This window comes from Ructibacterium sp. SJQ-7 (genome assembly GCF_054696575.1).
Genome location: NZ_CP195193.1, coordinates 1,752,561 through 1,779,408 on the forward strand (window position 1 = coordinate 1,752,561; position 26,848 = coordinate 1,779,408).

28 protein-coding genes and 1 riboswitch are annotated in these 26,848 nt (G+C 37.7%); of the genes, 9 read left to right on the forward strand and 19 right to left on the reverse strand.

Features of this window, described 5'->3' with window-relative positions; translation table 11 throughout:
• Positions 1-181: 181 nt before the first annotated feature.
• From serS to ACSAMO_RS08060, 5 genes are read right to left on the reverse strand one after another with little or no spacing between them, the layout of a single operon-like run.
• A complete protein-coding gene (gene serS / locus ACSAMO_RS08040) occupies positions 182-1,453 on the reverse strand; it encodes a serine--tRNA ligase (protein ID WP_499209076.1) in 1,272 nt (423 codons plus the stop codon).
• Between the two features lie 18 nt (positions 1,454-1,471).
• Entirely contained in the window at positions 1,472-1,915 is a 444-nt protein-coding gene (locus tag ACSAMO_RS08045; RefSeq protein ID WP_147514764.1) for a hypothetical protein, read from the reverse strand.
• Positions 1,908-2,414 carry a DUF4446 family protein gene (locus tag ACSAMO_RS08050; protein ID WP_117968865.1) on the reverse strand — a complete coding sequence of 169 codons (507 nt, stop codon included), beginning with the start codon at positions 2,412-2,414 and terminating at the stop codon, positions 1,908-1,910. The genes ACSAMO_RS08045 and ACSAMO_RS08050 overlap by 8 nt, the downstream gene beginning before the upstream one ends.
• Before the next feature lie 2 nt (positions 2,415-2,416).
• Positions 2,417-3,301 carry a ParB/RepB/Spo0J family partition protein gene (locus tag ACSAMO_RS08055; protein WP_022229832.1) on the reverse strand — a complete coding sequence of 295 codons (885 nt, stop codon included), beginning with the start codon at positions 3,299-3,301 and terminating at the stop codon, positions 2,417-2,419.
• Positions 3,302-3,331: 30 nt separating this feature from the next.
• Complete coding sequence (locus ACSAMO_RS08060; protein ID WP_499209077.1) at positions 3,332-4,096, reverse strand: ParA family protein; 765 nt, start codon at positions 4,094-4,096, stop codon at positions 3,332-3,334.
• Between the two features lie 181 nt (positions 4,097-4,277).
• Between ACSAMO_RS08060 and ACSAMO_RS08065 the strand changes: the two genes are divergently transcribed.
• The 5 genes from ACSAMO_RS08065 to ACSAMO_RS08085 are packed head-to-tail and all read left to right on the forward strand — an operon-like array spanning position 4,278 to position 9,094.
• Positions 4,278-5,921, forward strand: a complete 1,644-nt coding sequence (locus ACSAMO_RS08065; RefSeq protein ID WP_499209078.1) for a spore germination protein — start codon at positions 4,278-4,280, stop codon at positions 5,919-5,921.
• 32 nt (positions 5,922-5,953) lie between these two features.
• Positions 5,954-7,045 (forward strand): GerAB/ArcD/ProY family transporter, encoded by a 1,092-nt coding sequence (locus ACSAMO_RS08070; protein ID WP_118446755.1) that lies wholly within the window; start codon positions 5,954-5,956, stop codon positions 7,043-7,045.
• Positions 7,038-8,390, forward strand: a complete 1,353-nt coding sequence (locus ACSAMO_RS08075; protein WP_499209079.1) for a Ger(x)C family spore germination protein — start codon at positions 7,038-7,040, stop codon at positions 8,388-8,390. The genes ACSAMO_RS08070 and ACSAMO_RS08075 overlap by 8 nt, the downstream gene beginning before the upstream one ends.
• A 1-nt stretch (position 8,391) precedes the next feature.
• Entirely contained in the window at positions 8,392-8,556 is a 165-nt protein-coding gene (locus ACSAMO_RS08080) for a hypothetical protein (protein WP_499209080.1), read from the forward strand.
• Between the two features lie 49 nt (positions 8,557-8,605).
• A complete protein-coding gene (locus ACSAMO_RS08085) occupies positions 8,606-9,094 on the forward strand; it encodes an SLOG family protein (protein WP_118446754.1) in 489 nt (162 codons plus the stop codon).
• A gap of 55 nt (positions 9,095-9,149) precedes the next feature.
• Here the strand turns inward: ACSAMO_RS08085 and dapB are convergent, their stop codons facing one another.
• The 4 genes from dapB to ACSAMO_RS08105 all read right to left on the reverse strand — a co-directional run bounded on the left by dapB (position 9,150) and on the right by ACSAMO_RS08105 (position 13,076).
• Positions 9,150-9,908 carry a 4-hydroxy-tetrahydrodipicolinate reductase gene (gene dapB / locus ACSAMO_RS08090; RefSeq protein WP_022229825.1) on the reverse strand — a complete coding sequence of 253 codons (759 nt, stop codon included), beginning with the start codon at positions 9,906-9,908 and terminating at the stop codon, positions 9,150-9,152.
• A 15-nt stretch (positions 9,909-9,923) separates the two neighbouring features.
• Positions 9,924-10,814 (reverse strand): 4-hydroxy-tetrahydrodipicolinate synthase, encoded by an 891-nt coding sequence (gene dapA / locus ACSAMO_RS08095; protein ID WP_022229824.1) that lies wholly within the window; start codon positions 10,812-10,814, stop codon positions 9,924-9,926.
• A 32-nt stretch (positions 10,815-10,846) separates the two neighbouring features.
• Positions 10,847-11,950: an aspartate-semialdehyde dehydrogenase gene (gene asd / locus ACSAMO_RS08100; RefSeq protein WP_022229823.1), complete on the reverse strand. Its 1,104-nt coding sequence runs from the start codon at positions 11,948-11,950 to the stop codon at positions 10,847-10,849.
• 73 nt (positions 11,951-12,023) lie between these two features.
• Positions 12,024-12,197: riboswitch (Lysine riboswitch) on the reverse strand.
• Positions 12,198-12,263: 66 nt separating this feature from the next.
• Entirely contained in the window at positions 12,264-13,076 is an 813-nt protein-coding gene (locus ACSAMO_RS08105; protein ID WP_022229822.1) for a stalk domain-containing protein, read from the reverse strand.
• A 127-nt stretch (positions 13,077-13,203) separates the two neighbouring features.
• Here ACSAMO_RS08105 and ACSAMO_RS08110 point away from each other — a divergent pair, with 127 nt between their 5' ends.
• A complete protein-coding gene (locus ACSAMO_RS08110) occupies positions 13,204-13,587 on the forward strand; it encodes a hypothetical protein (RefSeq protein WP_499209081.1) in 384 nt (127 codons plus the stop codon).
• A 50-nt stretch (positions 13,588-13,637) separates the two neighbouring features.
• Here ACSAMO_RS08110 and gpmI read toward each other — a convergent pair whose 3' ends face one another.
• From gpmI to ACSAMO_RS08135, 5 genes are all read right to left on the reverse strand, one after another.
• A complete protein-coding gene (gene gpmI / locus ACSAMO_RS08115; RefSeq protein WP_308456007.1) occupies positions 13,638-15,155 on the reverse strand; it encodes a 2,3-bisphosphoglycerate-independent phosphoglycerate mutase in 1,518 nt (505 codons plus the stop codon).
• 64 nt (positions 15,156-15,219) lie between these two features.
• Entirely contained in the window at positions 15,220-15,972 is a 753-nt protein-coding gene (gene tpiA / locus ACSAMO_RS08120) for a triose-phosphate isomerase (protein WP_022229820.1), read from the reverse strand.
• 104 nt (positions 15,973-16,076) lie between these two features.
• Positions 16,077-17,261, reverse strand: coding sequence for a phosphoglycerate kinase (locus tag ACSAMO_RS08125; RefSeq protein WP_117964819.1), 1,185 nt, complete (start codon positions 17,259-17,261; stop codon positions 16,077-16,079).
• Between the two features lie 100 nt (positions 17,262-17,361).
• Positions 17,362-17,865 carry a spore maturation protein gene (locus ACSAMO_RS08130; protein ID WP_337599392.1) on the reverse strand — a complete coding sequence of 168 codons (504 nt, stop codon included), beginning with the start codon at positions 17,863-17,865 and terminating at the stop codon, positions 17,362-17,364.
• A 3-nt stretch (positions 17,866-17,868) separates the two neighbouring features.
• Complete coding sequence (locus ACSAMO_RS08135; protein ID WP_337599393.1) at positions 17,869-18,432, reverse strand: nucleoside recognition domain-containing protein; 564 nt, start codon at positions 18,430-18,432, stop codon at positions 17,869-17,871.
• A 100-nt stretch (positions 18,433-18,532) separates the two neighbouring features.
• Between ACSAMO_RS08135 and coaBC the strand changes: the two genes are divergently transcribed.
• From coaBC to ACSAMO_RS08150, 3 genes are all read left to right on the forward strand, one after another.
• Positions 18,533-19,717 carry a bifunctional phosphopantothenoylcysteine decarboxylase/phosphopantothenate--cysteine ligase CoaBC gene (gene coaBC / locus ACSAMO_RS08140; RefSeq protein ID WP_412332124.1) on the forward strand — a complete coding sequence of 395 codons (1,185 nt, stop codon included), beginning with the start codon at positions 18,533-18,535 and terminating at the stop codon, positions 19,715-19,717.
• Positions 19,718-19,727: 10 nt separating this feature from the next.
• Entirely contained in the window at positions 19,728-20,702 is a 975-nt protein-coding gene (locus ACSAMO_RS08145) for a DNA polymerase III subunit (protein WP_499209082.1), read from the forward strand.
• A 124-nt stretch (positions 20,703-20,826) separates the two neighbouring features.
• Positions 20,827-21,078: an AbrB/MazE/SpoVT family DNA-binding domain-containing protein gene (locus tag ACSAMO_RS08150; RefSeq protein ID WP_022229814.1), complete on the forward strand. Its 252-nt coding sequence runs from the start codon at positions 20,827-20,829 to the stop codon at positions 21,076-21,078.
• 532 nt (positions 21,079-21,610) lie between these two features.
• On the opposite strand, the gene tuf is transcribed toward ACSAMO_RS08150, so the two are convergent.
• The 5 genes from tuf to ACSAMO_RS08175 all read right to left on the reverse strand — a co-directional run bounded on the left by tuf (position 21,611) and on the right by ACSAMO_RS08175 (position 26,760).
• On the reverse strand, positions 21,611-22,816 hold the full coding sequence (gene tuf, locus ACSAMO_RS08155; protein WP_499209083.1) for an elongation factor Tu: 1,206 nt from the start codon (positions 22,814-22,816) through the stop codon (positions 21,611-21,613).
• A gap of 156 nt (positions 22,817-22,972) precedes the next feature.
• Positions 22,973-25,036: an elongation factor G gene (gene fusA / locus ACSAMO_RS08160; RefSeq protein ID WP_412332142.1), complete on the reverse strand. Its 2,064-nt coding sequence runs from the start codon at positions 25,034-25,036 to the stop codon at positions 22,973-22,975.
• A 185-nt stretch (positions 25,037-25,221) separates the two neighbouring features.
• Positions 25,222-25,692 carry a 30S ribosomal protein S7 gene (gene rpsG, locus ACSAMO_RS08165; RefSeq protein ID WP_022229809.1) on the reverse strand — a complete coding sequence of 157 codons (471 nt, stop codon included), beginning with the start codon at positions 25,690-25,692 and terminating at the stop codon, positions 25,222-25,224.
• 340 nt (positions 25,693-26,032) lie between these two features.
• Positions 26,033-26,452: a 30S ribosomal protein S12 gene (rpsL, locus tag ACSAMO_RS08170; protein ID WP_022229808.1), complete on the reverse strand. Its 420-nt coding sequence runs from the start codon at positions 26,450-26,452 to the stop codon at positions 26,033-26,035.
• Between the two features lie 65 nt (positions 26,453-26,517).
• Positions 26,518-26,760, reverse strand: coding sequence for a ribosomal L7Ae/L30e/S12e/Gadd45 family protein (locus ACSAMO_RS08175; RefSeq protein WP_022229807.1), 243 nt, complete (start codon positions 26,758-26,760; stop codon positions 26,518-26,520).
• Positions 26,761-26,848 lie beyond the last annotated feature (88 nt).

Below are 26,848 nucleotides of genomic sequence, written 5' to 3' on the forward strand. Positions count from 1 at the left end.
CCTATCTTCGATATACGGCTTGCCTGTGCACTTTTTGCGAAAATAAACTCTAACGTACCAACGTACGCCGACGAGTTCATTTTCACAAAATTCGAACTAATTTCTCGACCTCTGCCAGCGTGTAGACACTTTTGTCTACACGCTGAGGCAAGCCATGGCTTGCCTATTTACAAAATCAAAATTACTTAGAAATCTTATCTGTACCCATATAAGGAACAAGAACTTCAGGAACTGTTACAGTACCGTCCTCATTCTGATAATTTTCAAGAATTGCGGCAACAGTTCTGCCGACTGCAAGACCTGAGCCGTTAAGTGTATGAACAAATTGAGCCTTATCCTTCGGTGTTTCCTTATATTTGATATTGGCACGTCTTGCCTGATAATCTTCAAAGTTTGAGCATGAAGAAATTTCAACATATCTGCCGTAGCTTGGCATCCATACTTCAATATCATATGTCTTAGCCGATGAGAAACCAAGGTCACCTGTTGACAAGCATACAACTCTGTAAGCAAGTCCAAGCTTTTGAAGTAGCTTTTCAGCGTCGTTTGTAAGTTTTTCAAGTTCGTCATAGCTTGTTTCAGGCTTTACAAACTTAACAAGTTCAACTTTGTTGAATTGGTGCTGTCTGATAAGACCTCTTGTGTCACGGCCTGCACTGCCTGCCTCTGCTCTGAAACAAGCCGAATAAGCAGTATATTTAATAGGAAGTTGGTCACCGCTTAGAATTTCATCTCTGTGAAGATTTGTTACAGGAACTTCTGCCGTAGGAATTAGGAAAAAGCCGTTGTTTACAACCTTAAATGCGTCCTCTTCAAATTTAGGCAGCTGACCTGTACCTGTCATTGATGCTCTGTTTACCATATACGGTGGGAAGATTTCAGTATAGCCCGATTCTCCTGTGTGAGTATTAAGGAAGAACTGAATAACGGCTCTTTCAAGTCTTGCACCAAGACCTTTATATACTGTGAAACGAGTACCGGCAATTTTTGTACCGCGTTCAAAATCAAGAATATCAAGATCTGTACCGATATCCCAGTGAGCCTTTGGTTCAAAATCAAACTTTCTCGGTTCAGAGAACTTTCTAAGTTCAACGTTTTCTGTATCGTCCTTACCTACCGGAACTTCAGGATTAGGAATATTAGGAATCCTTAGCATAAAGTTTCTTAACTGTTCGTCAATATCCCTTACCTTCTCATCGTCAGCTTTAATATCATTACTCAATTTCTTCATTTCGGCAAATATTTGGTCTGTATTTTCACCGTTTTTCTTCATTTGAGGAATTTGCTTTGTAATTTCGTTTTGTTTAGCTTTTTTCTGTTCAACTTCTGCAAGAATTGCACGTCTTTGCTTATCAAGTTCTATAGCAGGTTCAATATCAAGCGGATTGAAACGCTTTTTTAAAGCCTCCTTTATACGTTCAGGTTCTTGTCTTAATACTTTAATGTCTAACATCTTAAATTTATCCTTTCTTTAATTTATATTATTTTTAATGTTATCGTATATAATTTTTTGGTCACTTGAAAGATCGTTGTAATTAACTTTATCAAGTGTTTCAAGTGCCATTGAATTATTACCGAGTGTAAAATAACCGTTTGCACTCAGTAATAAATCATTTTGTGACTGTTTTTGTGTAAGTGATTCATTATCCGATTTAAGCTGTATATTTTCTTCGGATAATTCTTGATTTTCTTTTTTTAGATTATTGTTGTTTTCAAGTAAAACTGTATTTTCTTCACTAAGTATTGATGCCTTTTCGGAAATACTCATTTCTTTATCCGGTGATTCACTAACTTGAGGCTGATTTTTTTGCATATTTGTCTGACCTAAAAATGAAAAAATAATCAGCAATACCGCAACTATAAATATTAAAGCGGTGTAGAGAAACATAGATTTGTTATCATTCTTATTAGCCATTGTTTTCAGTCCTCTTTAGTTTACTTTTTGCATTTTCAAGTGCAGCATTTTCTTCATCAAGAAGTTTTATAGGTGTCTGACCGCCTACAATTTCACGCACATATGTATTGCATGAATTGTGTCCGTAAAGCGATGTTAAAATGATACCGTCGTTGTTGTTATTTAAAATAGCAAGTGCAAAGCTTAGTTTTCCTGTAACATCGTCAAATGCGTCAAAATTAACAACAGCTACCTTTTTTAGTGAAATATTAGAATCATTTTCACAATTTGCAAGCCGCGACATCAAAACCGCGTCTGATGTATCATTTACAGTCTTTGATAAATCATCAACTTTATCGTAGTAATCTTTTAAAGCACCTATAATATCGCCTTCATCGGAATAATCCATAAGTGTGTTGATTTTTGATGAATTAATGCTGTTGCAGATGAAACAAATAACTATAAGTATCATCATTATTGCAAGAGCAATAAAAATAAGTGTATTTGTATCAATATTCATTCTTATTCTCCTTTTATATTAAAAAATCCAAGAACACGTTCTAAATCTTCGTTTCCGTAATATTCAATTTCAATTTTACCTTTTTTAGCGGTATGATTGATTCTTACTTTTGTACCCATTGCAGAAGATAATGTATTTTGTATCTTCTCAATTTCAATGTCATAAGCCGTTTTTTCAGTTTTTTTCTTCTGTGGCTTTTTCTTTTGAAGTTGCTTTGCAAGAGCCTCGGCTTGTCTTACATTTAAGTTATCTTCGATAATACGTTTTGAAAGTGCTATTCGCAGTTCTTTATCATCAAGCGAAAGTATCGCACGTGCGTGACCGCTTGTTAAAGTACCTAAAATAAGCATTTTCTGAATTTCGTCCTCAAGTGACAAAAGTCTTAATGAATTGGCGATTGCACTTCTGCTCTTTCCTACTCTCTGACTTATAAGTTCTTGAGTAAGATTAAATTCGTCCATCAATAAGTTATAACCGATAGCCTCTTCAATCGGATTTAGATTTTCACGCTGCAAATTTTCAATCAAAGCAATTTCAGCAACTTGTTCTTCGCTGTATTTTCGTATAACTGCCGGAATTTCTTTTAAATTTGCCTTTTTTGCGGCTCTCCAACGTCTTTCACCGGCAACGATTTTATACATATTATTGTCGGACGGTGTTATTATAATAGGTTGAATAAGTCCATGTTCCTTAATAGAATCTGCAAGAGCCGTTATTTTTTCTTCGTCAAAATGACGTCTCGGTTGTTTTTTGTTAGGCTCAATCAGGGACATACGCACTTTTTTTATGTCCCCCTCTGAAGATTTAGTAATATCGGAAGTAACTTCTTCAATATCTTCTTCATTAAAAAGAGAATTAAGCCCTTTGCCTAAACCTTTTTTAGCCATATGCTCACTCCTTTACTGACATTAATTAAGTTATTTATTGTTTCGTATAACTTCCTTTGCCAGAGCCATATATGCGTCTGCACCTTTAGAGGTTCTGTCATAGTTTATTATAGGCTCACCGAAAGACGGTGATTCACTTAAACGAACATTTCGCGGAATAATCGTTTTATAAACCTTATCCGGAAAGTATTTTTTAACTTCATCAAGCACCTGTATTGAAAGATTTGTTCTACCGTCATACATAGTTCCGAGAACACCCTCAATTTCAATTTGCGGATTAAGTTTCTTTTTGATTGTCTTAATTGTGGTAATAAGCTGACTTAAACCCTCAAGTGCATAGTATTCGCATTGTATCGGAATTAATACGGAATCTGACGCAGTCATAATATTAATAGTAATCATTCCGAGTGCAGGAGGTGAATCTATTATAATATAGTCAAAGTTTTCTTTAATCATATCAATGGCATTTTTCAAGAAAAACTCACGCTTATCTTCATATGCAAGCTCAATTTCAGCAGCAGAAAGGTCTGAAGATGACGGAATGATATACAAATTATTATATTTTGTCTTGATTACAGCATCTTTTGTTTTAGAACTGTCAACAAAACAATCATAAATTGATAATTCATAATCATCTTTTTCAATACCAAGACCGCTTGTCGAATTACCTTGAGGGTCGCAGTCTATAAGCAGAGTTTTTTTATTTTCATATGCAAGACATGATGACAGATTAACAGAAGTGGTTGTTTTACCCACACCACCCTTTTGATTTGTTATTGCAATTATTTTTGTCATAATAATCTCCACTTTTTAATTTATTTCTATATATCATTATATCATAAAATTTTTATTTGTAAATGTTTCACGTGAAACATATTGAAGATTTAACACAAATGTAATGTTTCACGTGAAACATATGTATAATTTTCAAAAAGTGATACCATAATATATATGATATATTTAACGGAGGATTAAAATGAACAGTTTATTTAGAAAAATAAAAGATTATGTAATATTCTCTCCTACTGCTCAAGAAAATGATTTTAAGTTAAAAAATAAAAGTAACGATATAGAATACGATGTGCGAAATGAAAAAACCGAAACAACAGCAAATGATACTGTATCAAAAAGCTATGAAGAAAACCTTTCGTACGTACGAAACAGATTTAACGTACCTATTAATAACGATATAGTAATACGCGAGCTTGTTTTAAAAGAGGGACGCAAAGCATTTATCGTATTTATCGACGGTATGGTAAGTACAGATATGGTTGATTTGGCGATAATAAAGACATTGCTTGAAATCCCCTATTTTTCAGATGACAAGATATACAGTTATGAAACTGAAATAATAGACAGATTTATTGCACATTCGCAGGCAATAACTACAAACAGTATGGATACTATATTTGAAGAAGTTAATTTTGGTGGTTGTGCTGTGTTTGTAGACGGTTTTTCAAAAGGTTTTTCACTTGATGTTCGTGAATGGGGTACGCGAAGTATCGGTAAACCTGAAAATGAACAGTCTATTTACGGACCGCAAGAGGCATTTGCAGAAATGCTTAGAAATAATACTGCTCTTGTCAGAAAAATAATTAAAAGTGAAAAACTTATTGCGGAAGGCATTAAAATAGGAAGTGTCAGTAAAACAAGAGGTGTAATTTTGTATATTTCCGATATTGCTAACAATGATATTGTTGACGAAGTGAGAAGAAGGCTTAACAGTATCAATTTACAGTACGTAATTGCAATCGAAGAAGTTGCAATGATGCTTGAAGATAAGACTTTTTCACTTACAAGCCACATTTTTGCAACGGAACGACCGGACAGAGCAGCAAGAGCATTGACCGAAGGTCGTGTTGTACTGATTTTAAATGGCAGTCCGAGAGCATTGATAATGCCGACAAACGCTTTTGAACTTACTCACGCAGTTTCTGATGATTACTTGCGTGTACCGTATGCAAATATGTCACGAATAATCAGAATGTTAGCAATGTTCTTCTCTATTCTGCTTCCCGGATTATACCTTGCTATAACCCTGTTTCATCAAGAAATCATACCGACTTATTTGTTATATTCAATCAGTGCGGCAAGAGAAAACGTACCTTTTCCAAGTATAGTGGAATTTTTGTTAATGGATATATCGTTTGAAATGATAAGAGAGGCAGGAATACGAATGCCAAACCCTATAGGCTCAACACTGGGTATTGTCGGAGGTTTGATTTTAGGACAAGCCGCAGTCAGTGCAAAAATAGTAAGTCCTATTATGATTATAATTATCGCTATAACAGGTATCGGTTCATTTGCAACGTCTGATTATTCACTTAGTTGGGGTTATCGAATTTTAAAACTTGTTTTTATAGCTTTGGCAGCTGTAATGGGGTTTTACGGAATTGCAATAGGTATTTTTATATATAGCTTGTATGTTGCAAAGCAAACAAGTTTTGGAATACCATATTTATCCCCTATTCCAAAGGTTAATAACAGAAGTATGACTAATTCTATATTTGAAAATCCTATTTGGAAGAAAGAATATCGTCCGGATTTTCTAAAAACTAAAAAAAATGCAGAAGAACCGAAGATAAGCCGTAATTGGAAAATTAAAAAGAATACACGATAAATGTTTCACGTGAAACATTAGAAGGAGTAGTTATGATAGACAGAAAGAAAATGACGACACTGCTCATTAATGTAATATCGGTAAAAATGCTCTTGACATTTCCTAAAGTAATGATTATAAACAGCGGAAATGCGGCATGGATAGAGTGTATATACAATACGTTGATTGTAATAGGACTGTTTTGGATTACAACAAAACTATACAGAAGTAATAAAAATATAATACAGCTTGCTGAAATGATAGGTAAAAAGTGGCTTAAAATAATAGTCGGAGTTGTTGTTTTTGTAGTTTTATTGATAAATTATTCGTCAATTATAAGAATTTTCCCCGAAACAGTCAAAATAGTACTATTGCAGGACTTCAAAATAGAATTTATAATACCGATTTTTATGCTTGCTATAGGAATAGGTGCATATATAGGTCTTGAACCGATAGCAAGAGTAAATAATATGTTTATGCCGCTTGCCGGAATAGTGTTGCTGCTGTCGTTGATACTTTTGATACCGTATTTCAATATAAATAACATATTTCCGATACTCGGCAATGGCATTTATAGTATAACGGTCAAAGGAATAAATACAATTTCACTGTTTTCGGATATATTGTTGTTGAACATTTTGCTTCCCTATTGTGAGAATACGTCAGAAGCAAAAAAGAGTGGTTGGAGAGCAATTTATATAAGTGCAACTATTGGAGTAGTCATTTTACTGTCATATTGCTTAATTTATCCTTATCCGGTTTCAAGAGAATTTATGATTCCCGTGTATCAACTGTCGAGAGTGATATATTTGGGTAATTTTTTCAGCAGATTTGAGGTAATATTCCAATTTATATGGTCAATTCTTGTGCTTATATATTCATCAATCTACGTATATGCATTATGTTATGTGTGGCAGATAACATTTGACCTTAAATATTATAAACCACTTATACTTCCTGTTGTGATAATAAGCGGAATTGTGGCTGTATTGCCGAGTTCTGTTGTGGATTTGGTTAAATCTGAACGGTTGGAAAACATAATAGTATACCCCGTGGCATTTTTATTGCCTATTTTGTTCGGATTTTATTCAAAAAAGATATATAACAAACGAACTGTAAATGAGGAGAGTGGTGAAAGTGAGTAGAATACGAATAATTATAACTATTATAGTAGTTGTTTTAACAACACTCCTCACAGGCTGTACAGGAAAAGAGCCGAATGAAATCGCATATGTGGTTGCACTTGGTATAGACAGTACAGATGACGATAATTATAAAATAACAATTCAGTATGCGAACACCACTCAAATAAGCGGAGGAGCGTCGGAATCAGGCGGAAAAGCAGGCAGTGAAATAGTTGACAACGTAACTATTGAGGCACCTAATATATACGCCGGTGTCGGCTTGGCGAATAATATAGTAAGTAAAAGCTTTTCTATGTCACATGCAAAATTGATAGTATTTTCAAAAGAAATAGCCGAAAAGGGCGTTAAAGATATGATAGAAACACTTGTGAGAAGTGAAGAAATCAGACCTGATGTGTTCATAGCGGTGGCAAATACGACCGCAAATGACTATTTGACATCGGTAAATCCTGAAATGGAGGTAAACCCTGCACAATATTATCAGCTAATATACCAAAAAAATCAGCTTGTAGGTATTCCTGACGGTCAATTAAGAGAGTTTTTTACGGGTTTATATACAGATAACTATGATAGTATATTGCCTGTTGCGGGTGTAATTGAGGGAGCAGGCGGTAACAGTCAAAATGATGATAAAGGACAGTCAAAAGACGGTCAAAATGAAGGCTCGGAGGGTAGTTCGGAGAGCTTGGACAGTTTTGAAAGTAAAAGTTCAGATGATAAAGATGAAAATGAGAAAGAAAAAGATGCAGAAAAAAACACAAGTAAGTATGAATATGATATAAAAAACTATGTTGGCGGTGAGACAGCTATTGAAAAGAAAAATAAAGCTGAAGCAATAGGTGCGGCTGTGTTTGAAAAGGATAAAATGGTCGGTGAACTTGGTGAAGTTGAAACTGAAATATGTAAGATATTAAAAGGTGACTATACCTATAGTTATCTTACTTATTATAATAATGATACTCCCGATATTCCGATAACCGTAAAAACAACCCAACAGAAAAAGCCAAAATACAAAATTGATACTGATAAAAAGACCGTTGATATAGAGTTGTATATAGAAAGTGACCTTTATTCCCTGCCGGCAGACTATAATGTAGAAAATAAAATCGAAGATTTTGAAAGAGATGTAGCAAATTATACGAGCAGTGCTTGTACAGAATTTATAAATAACTTTACAAAAAAGTATAATAGTGACATTTTAAAATTAAATGAAAAGGTAAAATACAAGTTTTTAACAAATAATCAATATAATTGGTTCAAAAAAAACGTCGGCTGGAGCGAATACAAATTCTCTGTGTGTACCAACTTTAAAGTCAGAAGAACAGGATTGATTGTGAGGGAATAAAATGGTAAGAAATGTATTGGTTATAATGGTAATTTTAGTATGTACTACTTCAGTAGTCAGCTACGGAGTATATAATTTAAAGGATAATAATAAATTAGGCGGTATAAGTTTGTTTGTTCTTGCGTTTGTAACGATTGTCGGCTCAATGTATTTTTTGGCAAGATAACACTTGAAAAAATCATATCATAAGTGTATAATATTTCAGAGGTGATTTTGTGGATAAGAGCAAGACGTGCTTTTTTACGGGACACAGAAAAATAGCACAATCAAAAATTGAAATTGTAAAGGCACAACTTGCCGAGAATATAGAAAAAATGATTACCGAATACGATGTTAATACGTTTATAGACGGCGGTGCACTTGGTTTTGATACAATAGCCGCAGAAACTGTAATTGAAATGCGTGAGAAATATCAGAATATAAAACTTGTTATGTACCTTCCCTGTTACGGTCAGAGTAAAATGTGGAAAGAGAGCGAACAATTCAGATACAGAATGGTACTTTCAAAAGCCGATAAGATAATTTATATTACCGAAAGCGTGTATACGGACGATTGTATGAAATTGAGAAATTTGAAGATGATTAAAGATTCATCATTTTGTATTGCATTTTGTCTTATGCAGAAAAGCGGAACAGGTTTTACGCTTCGTAATGCGGAAAATGTTGGTATTGAAATTGTAAATATAGCTGATGAAATGTATTAAAAAAGAGGCTCGAAAGCCTCTTTTTTTGTAGTAAAAATGACAATTTATTGCTGTCTTAAAGTGTGCTGATTAAATCATTCATGCTGTACATTCCGGCAGGTTTGTCACTCATAAACTTTGCAGCCTTAATTGCACCGACTGCAAAAACTTCTTTACTGTGAGCGCTGTGCTTTAATTCGATAACTTCATCAGTTCCTGCAAAGATAACTTCATGGTCACCTACAATAGTACCGCCGCGAACTGCGTGAATACCTATTTCGGTAGGCTTTCTCTTTCTGCGAACTGCGTGTCTGTCATAGACATATTCAGCCGGATAAGAAAGTGTTTCGTCAATAGCGTCAGCAATAGCAAGAGCAGTACCTGACGGAGCGTCAATTTTTTGATTGTGATGACGTTCAACAATTTCAATATCGAAGTTTCCTTCAAGCAGTTTTGTAGCTTTCTTTGCAAGAGCAATGATAAGATTGATACCAAGACTCATATTTGCAGAGAAAAATACAGGAATTTCTTTAGATGCCTCTGTAAATTCCTTTTTCTGCTCATCAGTATAACCTGTTGTAGCAAGAATAACAGGTAATTTTCTCTTTTTGCAGTAGTTTAGTACAGTTGTAAGAGCAGATGGGTGTGAAAAGTCGATTATAACATCGGCGTCGCCTGTAAATTCATCTGGATTTGTGAAAACAGGATAAGTATTTTCAATAGAATCATTTACGTCAAAGCCTGCAACAATCTCACATTCATTGTCCTCACTGACAAGACGGGTAATAACCTGCCCCATTTTACCGTTACAACCGTTCATAATAATTTTCGTCATTAGTCCGTTGCTCCTTTATGCAAGTTTCATACCGAAATCAGTCATAGATTTTTTCAGTTTTTCAAGGTTTGCACTGTCCATATCAACAAGAGGCATACGCAAGTTGCCTGCGTTGAAGCCTAACAAATTCATAGCAGTCTTAATCGGAACAGGGTTAACCTCGATAAATAGGTTGTTGATAAGGTCAAGCATTTTTAATTGTAAATCTCTTGACTTATCCACTTCTCCGTTAAAGTAGTATTCACATATGTTGTGAGTTTCCTTAGGAAGAATGTTTGCAACAACAGATATAACACCCTTACCGCCAAGCGAAAGTGTAGGAACAATCATATCGTCGTTACCCGAATAAATGTATAAATCAGGTACTTCTGCGGCAACCTTAGCCATATAACTGATGTTTCCGCTTGCCTCTTTGATAGCAACTATGTTTTCAACCTTTGCAAGTTCCTTTAGAGTGTCGATAGCAAAGCTCATACCTGTTCTTGACGGAACGTTGTAAAGGATAACAGGGATTTTGATTGCATTGGCAATAGCCGTAAAGTGAGCAATAAGTCCCTTTTGAGTAGTCTTGTTGTAATACGGAGTAACAGAAAGAATTCCGTCAACGCCGTATTCTTCGGCTTTCTTTGAAAGCTCGATTGCGTGAGCAGTATCATTTGAACCTGTACCGGCAATGACAGTAATTCTGCCTGCCGCTTTTTCAACAGTGTACTTGATAGCTGCAAGATGTTCTTCGTCAGGCATAGTAGATGCCTCACCTGTTGTACCGCAAATTATAATTGCGTCTGTATTGTTTTCAATATGATATTCAATTAATTTTCCAAGTTCATCATAATTTGTCTTTAAGCCGTCAAACGGCGTAATAATGGCAACGCCGGAACCTGTAAAAGGTAATGTCTTAGACATATTAAATCAATTCCTTTCAATAAAATTTAAAATTAATCCATATAACCCTTAGCTGTAAGTAGTTCAGCAAGAAGAACCGCACCGCCTGCAGCACCTCTTAGAGTATTGTGGCTCATAGAAACCATCTTATAATCGTATTGTGTTGATTCTCTCAAACGTCCGCATGAAATAGCCATACCGCCGTCGATTTCACGGGCAGTTTTAATTTGAGGCTGATCAGGAGCGTCCTTTTCAGTGTAAACGTGAATAAACTGCTTTGGAGCGTGAGGTAGGTTAAGTTCCTGAGGAACACCTTTGTATTCTGCCCACATTTTTTCGATTTCTTCTACAGACGGCTTGTTTGCACTGTCTTTGAATGAGAAGAATATAGCGGCTGTGTGACCGTTTGATACAGGAACTCTGTATGTTTGGCATTCGATTTGCAATTCGGTTGAAGGAACGATTTCTTTACCTTCAATTTTACCAAGTACCTTGTTAGGCTCAACTTCTGACTTCATTTCTTCTCCGCCGATGTATGGGATTAGGTTGTCAACCATTTCCGGCCATGTCTTAAAAGTCTTACCTGCACCTGAAATAGCTTGATAAGTTGTTACAAGAGCGTGGTCGATTGGGTACTTCATATTAACAACAGCCATTGCAGGCAAATATGATTGTAGAGAGCAATTTGACTTAACTGCGATAAAACCTCTCTTTGTACCAAGTCTTTCACGCTGAGCAGGAATAATTTCAATGTGCTGAGGGTTGATTTCCGGAATAATCATCGGAACGTCAGGAGTATGACGGTGAGCAGAGTTGTTTGAAACAACAGGGCATTCAGCCTTAGCATATCTTTCTTCAAGAGCTTTGATTTCGTCTTTTTTCATATCAACTGCACAGAATACGAAATCTACCTTTTCTGCAATTTTTTCAACGTCGTTTGTAGCGTCCATAACAACCATATCTGCTACTGATGCAGGAATTTCTTCGTCCATAGCCCATTTAGCGCCTACGGCGTCTTTATAAGCCTTGCCGGCACTTCTCGGAGATGCTGCAAGCACTTCGATTGTATACCATGGGTGGTCGTTAAGAAGTGTAATAAAACGCTGTCCAACCATACCTGTTGCACCTATAATACCTACTTTGTAATTGTCTTTCATTTTGACTCTCCTTTGTTTTTTATAAAATAAAAAGCAGTAGTCAGAAACTACTGCTATGTTTGCATATAACAAAAACAGCGATAGCTCCCCACCTTACGATGACAGTCATACCGCTGTTAACGATATGCCCAGAATGAATATCCGCAATAATATTCAAACTTCGGCACTGTGTCCTTTCCGTATACATCAAAGATAATTGCATATCTCCGTATACATACTGATACACAAGCGCACCTCTACCTTGCTTATATATTATTATACTACCACTATTAATTGTATGTGTCAATAGGAAAAATATTATTTTTTTATTACATTATTTAAACGTTGCAAATTCCTGTGCCCAATAAATACCGTATGATCCTCCTCGTGCAAGTCCTACGCCTATATATTCAAAATCGGGATTTAATATATTTTTGCGGTGTCCCGGTGAATTCATCCAAGAATCCATAACATTTTGCGGTGAAGACTGACCTGCGGCTATATTCTCCCCTGCCGAAGAATATGTTATTCCTGCGGCTTTCATTCTGTCAAACGGAGTTTGTCCGTCGGGAGTATTGTGTGCAAAAAAGTTTCTGTCTATCATATCTTCACAGTGACTTTCGGCAAGAGCGGCAAGCGAATCGTCCCATTTTAACGGTGCAACATTATATTTTGCACGTTCTTCGTTTACGAGATTTAGAACTTCATATCCCCAATCATCAAAATCACTTTCATTATCAGTTTCAATATAAACTGTATGCGTGTCACCGTCCCAAAATACCTCTGCACCGGCCGATTCCGATACAGCCCTTAACGGTACAAGGGTGTAATCATTGTAGATTATAGGGGGCGTATTAAGCTCGACAGACGTATCATTGACATACATCGTATTTTCGTTTATAAACAAAGTTATGGTTAAGTCGTCTTTTTGAGCCGTTACACGCTGTTCGTCGCCAAACCACTGTACAACCATATCAAGATTTTCAAATATCGCTCTGAACGGTACAAGCGTTGAATCGTTTTGTATTATTGGTGACTGCTCAAATATTAATTCATCTTCGTTTAGATATACCGTTATATCGTCATCGGCAAAAACCGTCGGTGACATAATCATCAGTGATAAAAAAAGTGCTGTTAGTTTTTTCATATCATATCCCTCCTTACCGCTAATTATATAGTATAAACAACAATATAACAAGTGGAAATTTAAAGAAATGTGCTTGTAATTTTTATTGTATTGTGTTATTATTAAGATATACAAGGAGGTGTAGGCTATGACAACAGAAGAAATGTTAGTTTCATTAGTTGAAAATGTTAAAAATATTAATTCAACTCTAAATAATATGAATAAACAATTTGACGATATTAATAATCAAATTGCAGAAATGAAAACAGATATTCAAAATGTTAAAGATGAAACTAAACAAATATCAGAAATGAAAACTGATATTCAAAAAATGAAAAATGAAATAAGAGAAATCAGTCTTACACTTGAAAATGAAACAAACCGTAATATCAAAATTATTGCAGAGGGACATCTTGATTTGTCAAGAAAACTTGATAAAGCTTTAACTGTTGAGAATGAAAAAGAAATGGCACTTATCCGAATTAATATGATGGAAAATGAACTAAGAAGAATAAAAGAAAAGCTTGCATAATAAAAACGATGTATTACCTGTTACGGAATACATCGTTTTTTATTATCCGATTATTTTACAATAAGACTCTCACCTGTCATTTGTTCAGGTTTTTCAAGTCCCATAAGGTCAAGCATAGTCGGGCAAAGGTCACAAAGTCTGCCGTTCTTAACTTTAACATCGCCTGCACCTACAAGAATCATAGGAACAGGGTTAGTTGTATGAGCTGTAAACGGAGCTTTTGTAACAGGGTCGATTAAGCAGTCAGCGTTACCGTGATCGGCAGTGATGATAGCTTGTCCGCCCTTTGCAAGAATAGCGTCAACCATTCTTCCTACACATTCGTCAACGGCTTCAACCGCCTTAACAGCCGCTTCCATAATACCTGTGTGACCGACCATATCACAGTTAGCATAGTTAAGAATGATAACATCAAACTTGTCCGAATTGATTGCGTCAACAACTGCGTCAGTAACTTCATAAGCACTCATTTCAGGTTTCATATCGAAAGTTGCAACGTCAGGTGACTTGATAAGTATTCTTTCCTCACCGTCAAATTGCTTTTCTTCACCGCCGTTGAAGAAGAATGTAACGTGTGCATACTTCTGTGTTTCGGCAATTCTAAGCTGTGTAAGACCTTTCTTACTGATGTATTCTCCGAATGTCATTTCAAGAGTTTCCGGCGGATATGCTACAGTTACATTTGGCATTGATTCGTCATATTGAGTCATGCAAACGAAGTTTACAGGAAAATACTTTCTTTCAAAGCCAGTGAAGTCAGGGTCAACAAAAGTTCTTGTAATCTGTCTTGCTCTGTCAGGACGGAAGTTGAAGAAAATAACACTGTCGCCCTCTTTAATCATACCGTTTTTGTCAACAACAGTCGGAATAACAAATTCGTCTGTAACGTCATTTGCGTATGAGTTTTTAACGGCTGTAACAGCGTCTGTTTCCTGTATGCCTTCGCCGTCAACCATAGCTTTGTAAGCCTTTTCGACTCTGTCCCAAGCGTTATCTCTGTCCATAGCGTAAAATCTGCCCATAATTGTAGCGACAGAGCCTACGCCGATTTCTTTAATTTCTTTTTCAAGTTCAGCCATAAATTCGGCACCTGATGTAGGAGGAACGTCACGACCGTCAAGGAATGTGTGAACATATACGTTTTCAATACCTTTTTTCTTAGCCATCTTTAACAGACCGTAAAGGTGTTCGTTGTGGCTGTGTACACCGCCGTTTGAAAGAAGTCCCATAAGGTGAAGTGACTTGCCGTTAGCTTTAGCGGCGTCCATAGCGTCTGAAAGAGCCTTGTTTTCATAAATTTTACCGTCGTTAATGTCTTTTGAAATCTTAACAAGCATTTGATAAACAATTCTGCCGGCACCGATATTTGTGTGACCTACTTCACTGTTACCCATTTGACCGTCAGGAAGACCGACGTCAAGACCGCTTGCAGAAAGCTGTGAATGTGGGTATTCGGCTAAAAGCTTGTCAAGATGAGGTTTCTTTGCCGCTACGATAGCATTACCCTCTGTATTTTGGTTAATGCCGTAACCGTCCATAATAATTAATGCGATTGGTTTCTTTGCCATAAGTAATTACTCCTTTATGTTTAAAAATAGGACAGGCAATAATGCCTGCCCTTTTGTAAAATCATTATTTAGCTGCCTTTGTGATAACAGCGAAGTCAGCACTCTTTAGAGATGCACCGCCGATAAGACCACCATCAATGTTTGGCTTAGCAAGAAGTCCTGCACAGTTCTTAGGATTCATGCTGCCGCCGTATTGAATAGTAATAGCCTTTGCTGTTTCAGTATCGTAAAGGTTTTCAAGTAATTCTCTGATACCGCCGCAAACTTCTTCAGCTTGGTCGTCAGTAGCAGTCTTGCCTGTACCGATAGCCCAGATTGGCTCGTATGCAACGACAACTTTCTTAGCGTCGTCAGCACTGATTCCGGCAAATGCCTTCTTGATTTGAATAGCAATCCAGTCCATTGTGATACCGGCTTCACGCTGTTCAAGACTTTCACCGCAGCAAACTATAGGAATAAGACCCTTTTCAAGAGCCTTTTTAGCCTTTAGATTAACTGTTTCATCAGTTTCGTTGTTGTATTCACGTCTTTCGCTGTGACCCATGATAACATAGTCAACACCAAGGTCTTTAAGCATTTCTGCACTTACTTCACCTGTGAAAGCACCCTTGTCCTCAAAGTGTAGGTTTTCAGCACCGATTTTAACGTGTGAACCCTTAGCGGCTTCAACAGCCTGTGGTAGGCATACGAACGGTGTACAGCAAACTACTTCACATTCTGAACCCTTTGTTGCGTCGATTACTTCTTTGATGTAATCATATGTTTCTGACGGAAGCTTGTTCATCTTCCAGTTACCGGCAATTATATATTTTCCCATTGTAATTTCTCCTTTTGTAGTTTAATTATAAGTGACAGACAGTCACTCTACGGAATATTTAAAATATGGTGGAGAGGCGGTCAATGACCGCCCTGTCACAATAATTATTTATCTGTCAAAGCTGCGATACCAGGAAGTTCTTTACCTTCAAGGAATTCCATTGATGCGCCGCCGCCTGTTGAGATGTGGCTCATCTTATCGCCAAGACCTGCTTGGTTTACTGCAGCAACACTGTCACCGCCACCGATGATTGTTGTAGCGTCAAGATCGGCAAGAGCCTGAGCTATTGTATTTGTACCCTTTGCGAAGTTTGGCATTTCAAATACGCCCATAGGACCGTTCCAAACAACTGTCTTTGCGTCTTTAAGAGCATTCTTGTAAAGTTCGATTGTCTTAGGACCGATGTCAAGACCCATCCAGCCGTCAGGAATGTCACCTTCAACAACTTGTGATTCAGCGTCGTTTGCAAATTCTTTAGCAACTACTGTATCAACAGGAAGAAGTAGCTTGTCGCCTGCCTCGTCAAGCATTTTCTTAGCATAGTCGATGTAATCAGGTTCAAGAAGTGATGTACCTGTTGTCTTGCCTTGTGCTGCGAAGAATGTGTAAGCCATACCGCCGCCGATGATTAGCTTGTCTACTTTCTTTAGAAGATTTTCAATAACTGAAATCTTTGAAGAAACCTTACTTCCGCCAAGAATAGCTACAAGCGGTCTTACAGGATTGTTTACTGCGTTACCTAGGAAGTTGATTTCCTTTTCGATTAGGTAACCTGCAACAGCCGGCTTAAGAATTGAAGATACACCTACGTTTGAGCAGTGAGCTCTGTGAGCTGTACCGAATGCGTCATTTACAAACAAATCAGCAAGTGAAGCAAGTTCTTTTGAGAAAGCTTCTTCGTTCTTTGTTTCTTCTTTTCTGTAACGAGTGTTTTGAAGAAGAACAACATCACCGTCATTCATTTCTGCAACAGCCTTTTTAGCGTTGTCGCCTACTACGTTATCGTCAGCGGCAAAAACAACTTCTTTGCCAAGCTTTTCTGAAAGACTCTTTGCAACAGGTGCAAGAGAAAGTGATGGAACAGGCTCACCCTTTGGCTTACCCATATGTGAGCAAAGAATAACTCTTGCTCCGTTATCTATAAGATACTTAATTGTAGGAAGTGCACCTACAATACGGTTTTCGTCTGTGATATTACCGTCAGCGTCAAGCGGCACGTTAAAGTCACAACGTACTAAAACCTTTTTGCCTTTTACGTCAACATCTTCAACTGTTAATTTGTTGTACATAGTCAATTTCTCCTTTTTTATGCGGACAAAATTATCCGATTTTTCTTGATTATATTATATATAAAAATTATCTGTTTTTCAAGTATATAATTAAAATTCGTTAAAATTTTACCAACTTAATCAAAATAGCCGCCGTCAATATGCCAACTATGTCACCGACAGCCGCAAAAGGAACAGCTTTCAAGTTATGTTTTACCCTTGTTTTCGCAAAATATACGCAAAGACAGTAGAAAGTTGTTTCAGTCGAACCCATTATAACGGAGGCAATTCGACCGACTTCGCTGTCGGCACCGTAATTGTTTAAAATTTCGGTAAGTATGCCCGTTGCACCGCTGCCCGATATTGGACGGATAAGTGCCAAAGGCATAACTTCGGCAGAAATTAAATTTGTGATAGGTGAAAGAAGTGATACTATAAGGTCAAGCGTGCCTGACGCACGGAGCATATATGCGGCGGTAAGCACCGCTACAAGCGGCGGAAATATGCCTGATACTATTTTCATTCCCTCCTCTGCCCCATCTATAAAAAGTTCGTATGACGGAAGTTTTTTTATCATTGCGGTTATAAGAAAAAGTGCAATTATGAGCGGTATTACATAAATCATATTTTACTCCCTATATAGTAATTTTGTCAGTGTTAAAGCAATAAATGCGGCGGTGAATGAAGAAATCCAAATCGGCAGAATAACCGAAAACGGATTTACAGAGCCTGCCGCAACACGCAGAGCGATTATTGTTGTGGGTATAAGCTGTACGGACGTGGTGTTCAAAACGACAAGCATACACATATTTTTTGACGTATAAAGCGGATTGTTGTTTTCCTTGTCAAGACATTGCATAGCCTTTATGCCCATAGGCGTTGCGGCGTTGCCCATTCCGAGCATGTTGGCACTCATATTCACGGCAATATATTTTTTTGCGTTTTGACCTGCATTGGGAAACAGGAAGTTTATTATAGGTTTTAATAATTTCTCTAATTTCTGTGACAATCCCGCATTTTCGGCAATTTTCATAATACCCGTCCAAAAGCACATAACTCCCGCAAATGACAATACCGTAAAAACGGCACTTTTCGCACCCTCAAACGCACCGTTTATAGTTTGGTCGACAGTGCCGTTAAAAATTGACACAACTATCGACACAATAATCATCAAGCACCAAATATAATTCATATACTTTCCTCCGTTTCTTGTGAATTTGATATTTATTTATATGAAAAATTGTGCTATAATAGAAGAATGTATATAAATATAATTTGAACGGAGGATTAGTATGCTCAAAGGAAAAACAGTCGTGCTTGGAGTTACGGGAAGTATTGCGGCGTACAAAATCGCAAATCTTGCAAGAATGCTTGTAAAACAGCATTGTGAAGTACACGTGCTTATGACGCAGAACGCAACTAATTTTATAAATCCCATAACTTTTGAAACATTGACAAAGCATAAATGCCTTATAGATACATTTGACCGTAATTTTGAATTCAGCGTTGAACACGTTGCACTTGCAAAAGCGGCGGACGTGGTTATGATTGCACCGGCGAGTGCAAATGTAATCGGCAAGATTGCAAACGGTATCGCCGACGATATGCTTACAACCACTGTTATGGCTTGTCCTTGCAAGAAAATTGTGTCACCTGCTATGAATCATAATATGTTCCATAACCCTATCGTGCAGGATAACATTGAAAAGCTGAAGCATTACGGCTATGAAATAGTTGAACCGGCGCACGGTATGCTTGCAAACGGTGATATGGGTGACGGCAGAATGCCTGATGAAGAGCTTTTGTTTGAATACATTGTTAAAGAGATTGCATTTGAAAAAGATATGACAGGTAAAAAAGTGCTTGTTACAGCCGGTGCAACTGTAGAGGCTATCGACCCTGTGAGATTCATAACAAACCATTCGAGCGGAAAAATGGGTTTTGCACTTGCAAAGAACGCAATGCTAAGAGGTGCGGATGTGACGCTTGTTATGGGTAAATGCGACAGTGAGCCTCCTGTGTTTGTGAATACGGTTAAGGTGCAGAGTGCGAAAGATATGTATGACGCGGTAATAGAACGTGCCGACAGTATGGATATAATCGTTAAGGCGGCGGCAGTGGCTGATTACAGACCTAAGAACGTAAGCAGTGAAAAGGTAAAAAAACAGGACGGTAATATGTCGATTGAGCTTGAACGTACGGACGATATATTAAAAACTCTCGGTGAAAGAAAAAACGGTCAATTTATCTGCGGTTTCTCTATGGAAACAGAAAATATGCTTGAAAATTCAAGAAAAAAACTTGAAAAGAAAAATTGTGATATGATTGTCGCAAATAATCTTAAACAAGACGGTGCAGGTTTTGGCGGTAATACAAATATCGTGACGCTTATAACAAAAGATGATGAAGTTCAGCTTGAAAAGATGACAAAAGATGAAGTTGCGGAAAAGATATTTGATTTCATTTTGAGTAGATAGGAAGTAGATTATGTACGGATACGAAACGTTCCACGAGGATTTGATGAAAAATTTAATAGAATCGGTGCATAACGGCGTAAGCTCACACGCGTATATATTTGAGGGTGAAAAAGGCTTGGGTGTACTCAATTCCGCTCGACTTTTTGCGGCGGCATTGACGTGCGAAAATACGGGTGTCGCACCTTGCGGAAGTTGTCAAAATTGCGTGGAATCAAAAGCGGACACAAACCCCGATATAATTTATGTTCGACCGAAAGCCGATAAAAAAAGTATCGGTGCAAAAGATATGCGTAAACTTGAGGAGGATGTGGCTGTAAAGCCGTTTAATTCAAAGCATAAGGTTTATATATTTGAGGACGCATCTTTGCTTACCGAGGAGGCACAAAACACGTTTTTAAAAACGTTTGAAGAACCGCCGGAATACGCAGTATTCATCTTGATAACAGAAAACTCCGCTTCCCTATTGCAGACAATTTTATCACGTTTTACGCTTGTGCATTTTCCGTCTGTGTCTGACGCGATTATGGAGAAGTATATAAGCGGAAAATATCCCGAAGAAAAGGAACGCTTGCCGTTTTTGATTAAGTATTGTGCAGGTGTGCCGGGAGTGGCTGATAATATTATAAATGATGAAAACTTTGAAACAGTGAGAACATCCTCACTTGAAAATTTATTTTCGGTATTGTCAACAGACAGAAGTTCGGCATTCGTTGTGAAGAAGTATCTTGATGAAAATAAAGATAAGGCTGAAAATATATTCGTTTTTTGGCTTGCATATCTGCGTGATATAATTCTTATGCAATCGCAAGCACCGAATATGATTATTAATATTGATAAAAAAGATACATTAAGACAGCTTGCGGCTAAGTATGATACCGATTATTTGATGAATATGTCAAAGCGTGTAATAAAAGCAAAAAATATGTTGGCACGATATGTGAGTTTAAAAGCCATTTCGCTGTGGTTGTCGCTAAAATCCGCATAAAACGCGGTATTTCTATAAAAATTATTTTTGTTAGTATTTTTTCTGTTTTTGTTGACAATTTATTACATATGTGGTATAATAAATTTACCGTTTAAAAGAATATTAGATAAGGAGGAAAATTTTAATGAAATCTGTAGGAATCGTTAGAAAGGTTGATGAACTTGGCCGTATTGTCATTCCGGTAGAACTAAGGAGAAAGTTTGGAATCGACATTAAGGATTCAATGGAAATTTATACAGAAGATAACTGTATAATCCTAAAGAAGTATGAACCTTCATGCATATTCTGTGGCGATGCAAAGAATATATTCCAATTCAACGGTAAGAATATTTGCCCTGAGTGTGCTAAAAAGATTAACGGCTATGTAGCTGAATAATCATATCAGAAAAAAGAACCGCTTAGTCTGATGCGGTTCTTTTTTTGTGTTGATAATAACTTTAAATTGTGGATAAAGTATTTTTTAGTACGGTTTAATGTTGATAAAACGTTAAAATACAACATTCCATACCAACATACAAAAGGCTCCCCTTGAGGGGAGCTGTCGCTTCGCGACTGAGTGGTGGCTCTTATAAAATATATAAAGCTGTCGACCAATGGTCGCCTCTACAAATGTTATCTCAATACATAAGGCTCCCCTTGAGGGGAGCTGTCGCATTACGACAGAGGGGTGGCTTTATATAAGATATACAAAGCTGGTGACCAATGGTCGCCCCTACGCACACATTACCTCAATACACAAGGGAGCTGTCGCATTGCGACTGAGGGGTGGCTCTTATATAATCTCTTGTTTTAAAATCCTATGAGTCTGTAAAGCAGATACTCTCCCCTATCTTGACATCAATAATAAAAGAACACAAAAAAAGATGTTACCGAAGTAACATCTTTTTGAATAATCAAATCAGTAAAGCTTACGCTTCTTCGATTTCAGAAACGACACCTGAACCTACTGTTCTACCACCTTCACGGATAGCGAAACGTAGACCCTTTTCGATAGCGATTGGAGTGATAAGTTCAACTTCCATCTTTACGTTATCGCCAGGCATACACATTTCTGTGCCTTCTGGAAGTGTGATAACGCCAGTAACGTCAGTTGTTCTGAAATAGAACTGAGGTCTGTAGTTGTTGAAGAATGGTGTATGACGGCCACCTTCGTCCTTTGTTAGTACGTAAACTTCGCCCTTAAACTTTGTGTGTGGGTGAATTGTACCAGGCTTAGAAAGAACCTGACCTCTTTCGATTTCGTTTCTCTGAACACCACGAAGTAGTGCACCGATGTTGTCGCCGGCTTCAGCGTAGTCAAGAAGCTTTCTGAACATTTCGATACCTGTAACAACAACTTTTCTCTTTTCGTCTGTAAGACCAACGATTTCAACTTCGTCGTTAAGGTTTAGCTGACCTCTTTCAACTCTACCTGTAGCAACTGTACCACGACCTGTGATTGAGAAAATGTCTTCGATAGGCATTAGGAATGGAAGGTCTGACTTTCTTTCAGGAGTTGGGATATATCTGTCAACTTCGTCCATAAGGTCAAGAATACACTTGTATTCAGGAGCGTTAGGATCTGTTGAATCACATTCAAGTACCTGAAGAGCTGAACCTGAAATGATTGGAGTATCGTCGCCAGGGAAGTCATATTCGTTAAGAAGTTCTCTGATTTCCATTTCAACAAGTTCCATAAGTTCAGGATCGTCAACCTGGTCAGCCTTGTTCATGAATACAACGATATAAGGAACGCCAACCTGTCTTGATAGAAGGATGTGTTCTCTTGTCTGAGGCATTGGACCGTCAGCAGCTGAAACAACAAGGATAGCGCCGTCCATCTGAGCAGCACCTGTGATCATGTTCTTTACGTAGTCAGCGTGTCCCGGGCAGTCAACGTGAGCATAGTGACGTGTGTCTGTTTCGTACTCAACGTGAGCTGTTGAGATAGTGATACCTCTTTCTCCTTCTTCCGGAGCCTTATCGATCATGTCGTAAGCTTCGAATTGAGCCTGACCCTTAAGAGCCAATACCTTTGTGATAGCAGCTGTTAGAGTTGTCTTACCATGGTCAACGTGACCGATAGTACCAATGTTAACATGCGGCTTAGTTCTTTCAAATTTCTCTTTTGCCATTGTAGAAATTCCTCCTTAAAATATTTTATATACATTAATAAACTTATTGTACAATCTTTTGGTGAAAAAATCAAGTATTTTTTCAATAAATTTATAAATTGTTAAAATTTAAACGGCGAAAGTAGGAAAAGATCCTACTTACCGTATAAAATTCAATTAGTTCTTTGCACGTTCGTTCATAATCTTTTCTTGAACAGACTTCGGAACTTCGCTGTAGTGTGAAGGTTCCATTGAGTACTGTCCACGTCCCTGTGTACCTGAACGAAGAACTGTAGCATAACCAAACATTTCTGCAAGTGGCACGTCAGCTGTTACCTGAGTAACACCGCCGCTGCGTGATTCTTGCTGTTTAACCATACCACGTCTTGATGAAAGGTCACCGATAACGAAACCAAGGTATTCGTCAGGAACGATAACATTAACAAGCATGATAGGCTCCTTAATAACAGGATCAGCCTTCTTCATACCTTCCTTGAACGCCATAGAAGCGGCAATCTTAAATGCCATTTCTGATGAGTCGACTTCATGGTATGAACCGTCATATAGAGTTGCCTTAACGTCAACTACGTTGTAACCTGCAAGTACACCAGACTGCATAGCACCTTGGATACCTGCGTCAACAGCAGGGATATATTCCTTAGGAATAGCACCGCCGACGATTGCATTAACGAATTCATAACCAGCACCTTCTTCAAGCGGCTCAAGTTTAAGAAGTACGTGACCGTACTGACCTTTACCACCTGATTGACGAGCATATTTATGTTCGATATTAACTGCTTTTCTGATAGCCTCTCTGTAAGAAACCTGAGGTTCACCAACGTTAGCCTCAACCTTAAACTCACGAAGAAGTCTGTCAACGATAATTTCAAGGTGAAGTTCACCCATACCTGCGATGATTGTTTGACCTGTTTCCTCATCTGTGTAAGTCTTGAATGTTGGATCTTCTTCTGCAAGTTTTGCAAGAGCGATACCCATCTTTTCTTGACCTGCCTTAGTCTTAGGCTCGATAGCAACACGGATAACCGGTTCAGGGAAGTCCATAGACTCAAGGATAATTGGGTGCTTTTCATCACAAAGTGTTTCACCTGTTGTTGTATTTTGTAGACCAACAGCTGCAGCTATATCACCTGAGTAAACTATATCAAGGTCTTCTCTGTGGTTAGCGTGCATTTGTAGAATTCTACCCATTCTTTCTCTCTTACCCTTGCATGAGTTCAATACATATGAACCCTTTTCAAGAGTACCTGAGTATACTCTGAAGAAACAAATCTTACCAACGAATGGGTCAGTTGCAATCTTGAATGCAAGAGCAGCGAACGGAGCGTCGTCTGATGACGGTCTTTCGTCCTCTTCGTCTGTATCAGGATTTACACCCTTGATAGCAGGTACATCTACCGGTGAAGGCATGTACTCAATAACTGCGTCAAGAAGCATTTGAACACCCTTGTTTCTGTAAGCTGTTCCGCAAAGCATAGGAACGATTTCATTATTGATAGTAGCTTTTCTCAAAGCTGCCTTTAATTCGTTAACTGAAATTTCCTCATCGCTAAGGAACTTTTCAAGTAAAGCTTCATCTGTTTCACAGATTGCTTCAACCATTGCCTGATGATATTCTTCAGCTTTTTCCTGCATATCAGCCGGAATAGCGTCCTTATGGAACTTTGTTCCAAGTTCATCATCATAAATTTCAGCGTCCATGTTCATAAGGTCGATGATACCTACGAAAGTATCTTCGGCACCGATTGGAAGCTGGATTGGCACACCGTTAGCGTTTAGTCTTTCGTGTACCATGTTTACAACATTATAGAAGTCAGCACCCATGATGTCCATCTTATTAACGAAAATCATACGAGGTACGTTGTAATCATCAGCTTGACGCCAAACAGTTTCTGACTGAGGCTCAACACCGCCCTTAGCACACATAACTGTTACCGAACCGTCCAAAACTCTTAGAGATCTTTGAACTTCAACTGTAAAGTCAACGTGTCCAGGGGTATCAATGATATTAATTCTGTTCTTTATACCCTTAAAAGGACCTTCTTTTGGTTGCCAGAAACATGTTGTAGCAGCTGACGTAATTGTAATACCACGCTCTTGTTCCTGAGCCATCCAGTCCATAGTAGCACCGCCATCGTGTGTTTCACCGATTTTGTGGTTGATACCTGTGTAGTACAGAATTCTTTCTGTTGTAGTAGTTTTACCGGCATCGATATGAGCCATGATACCGATATTTCTTGTATTTTCAAGTGAATATTGTCTACCCAAAATAATTTCCTCCTTTCAACAAAGGTAAAAATAGTGTATCTGTCGAAATCCGCATAGGGGCAATGCAAAACTGCTTGTCCCCTATTATATGCGATTTTCGGGTTAAATTTCAAAGTTAAGCGATTTGTTTAAAAAACAAATTACCATCTGTAGTGAGCGAAAGCCTTGTTAGCTTCAGCCATCTTGTGAGTATCTTCACGTTTCTTAACTGAACCGCCTGTACCGTTGATAGCGTCAACGATTTCGTTTGCAAGTCTTTCCTTCATTGTCTTTTCGTTACGTTCTCTTGAGTAACGAGTAAGCCATCTTAGACCCAATGTTTGGCGTCTTTCCGGACGAACTTCCATAGGAACTTGGTATGTTGCACCACCCACACGTCTTGCTTTTACTTCAAGAACCGGCATGATGTTATCCATAGCTTCCTGGAATGCTTCAAGTGCGTCCTTACCTGTCTTTTCTGCTACGATATTGAATGCATCATAAACTATTTTCTGAGCAACACCCTTTTTACCGTCAAGCATAATGTTGTTTATAAGCTTTGTTACAACAACGTTATTGTATATCGGATCAGGTAGCACTTCTCTTTTTGCTATAAAACCTTTTCTTGGCACTTTACTTCCCTCCTTCATAAATTAGCGTTTTCCTCTGTCAAATCTCACTGCAAATACTTGATGCAATTTGCAAATATCGGCGTTACAAATACTCGGAATACACAAAGTAGTCCTGCGTTTTATGCTTTAATATTTATCAAATTTCATCTGCGTCTTTTCAGCGATATTTTCCGACGGAAAACTACTGTGACAGAAAACAAATATAATATATGTTTTCCCCTTAATGACATCACAGGTACTCGGAGTTTATTCTTTCAAAACCCCGTGGTGCTATTCGAATATATAATAATATAACTCGATATGCACTTGTGATATGCGCGTATTAGTTAATTACGCGACATTATTTCTTTTCCTTTGGCTTCTTGGCACCATACTTACTTCTTGACTGAAGACGTCCGTTTACACCCTGAGCATCAAGAGTACCTCTGATAATGTGGTATCTTGTACCAGGAAGGTCACGTACTCTTCCACCTCTGATAAGCACAACGCTATGTTCTTGTAGGTTGTGACCTATACCCGGAATGTAAGCTGTTACTTCGATACCGTTTGTAAGCTTAACTCTGGCAATCTTTCTTAGAGCTGAGTTAGGCTTCTTAGGTGTAGCAGTTCTTACAGCTGTACATACGCCTCTTTTTTGAGGTGAACTCTTGTCAGTAGTCTTCTTCTTTAGAGAGTTTAGACTCTTTTGAAGAGCTGGAGCAGTAGATTTCTTCTTTGATGTCTTTCTACCTGTTCTAACCAATTGATTAAATGTAGGCATATCGTGTTACACTTCCTTTCATAAAATTTTATATATTATCGCATATCATTAAGATATGTAATAAACTACTTTAATACGACGGCACAGCTTGCACCGACTTCAATTTTGCACATATTCCCCAATTCCTTCATTGTAGAAATGAAGAACACAGGAGTATTGCTTTGCATAGCAATTTTGCTTACTCCGTCTTTAATATGGTCGTCACAGTCTTCGGCAACAAAGACTTTAGAGGCTTTGTTTTCATTTAAAGCTCTTACAGCTTGTTTATAACCAACCTGCAACTTTGACCTTTCGGCATCACCAATCATGGTTTTGTCACACTCCGTATCTGAAAAATTGTACTTTGTCAAGTGTATTATTTATGACACACTCAACTTATCAGATTATATATAAAAA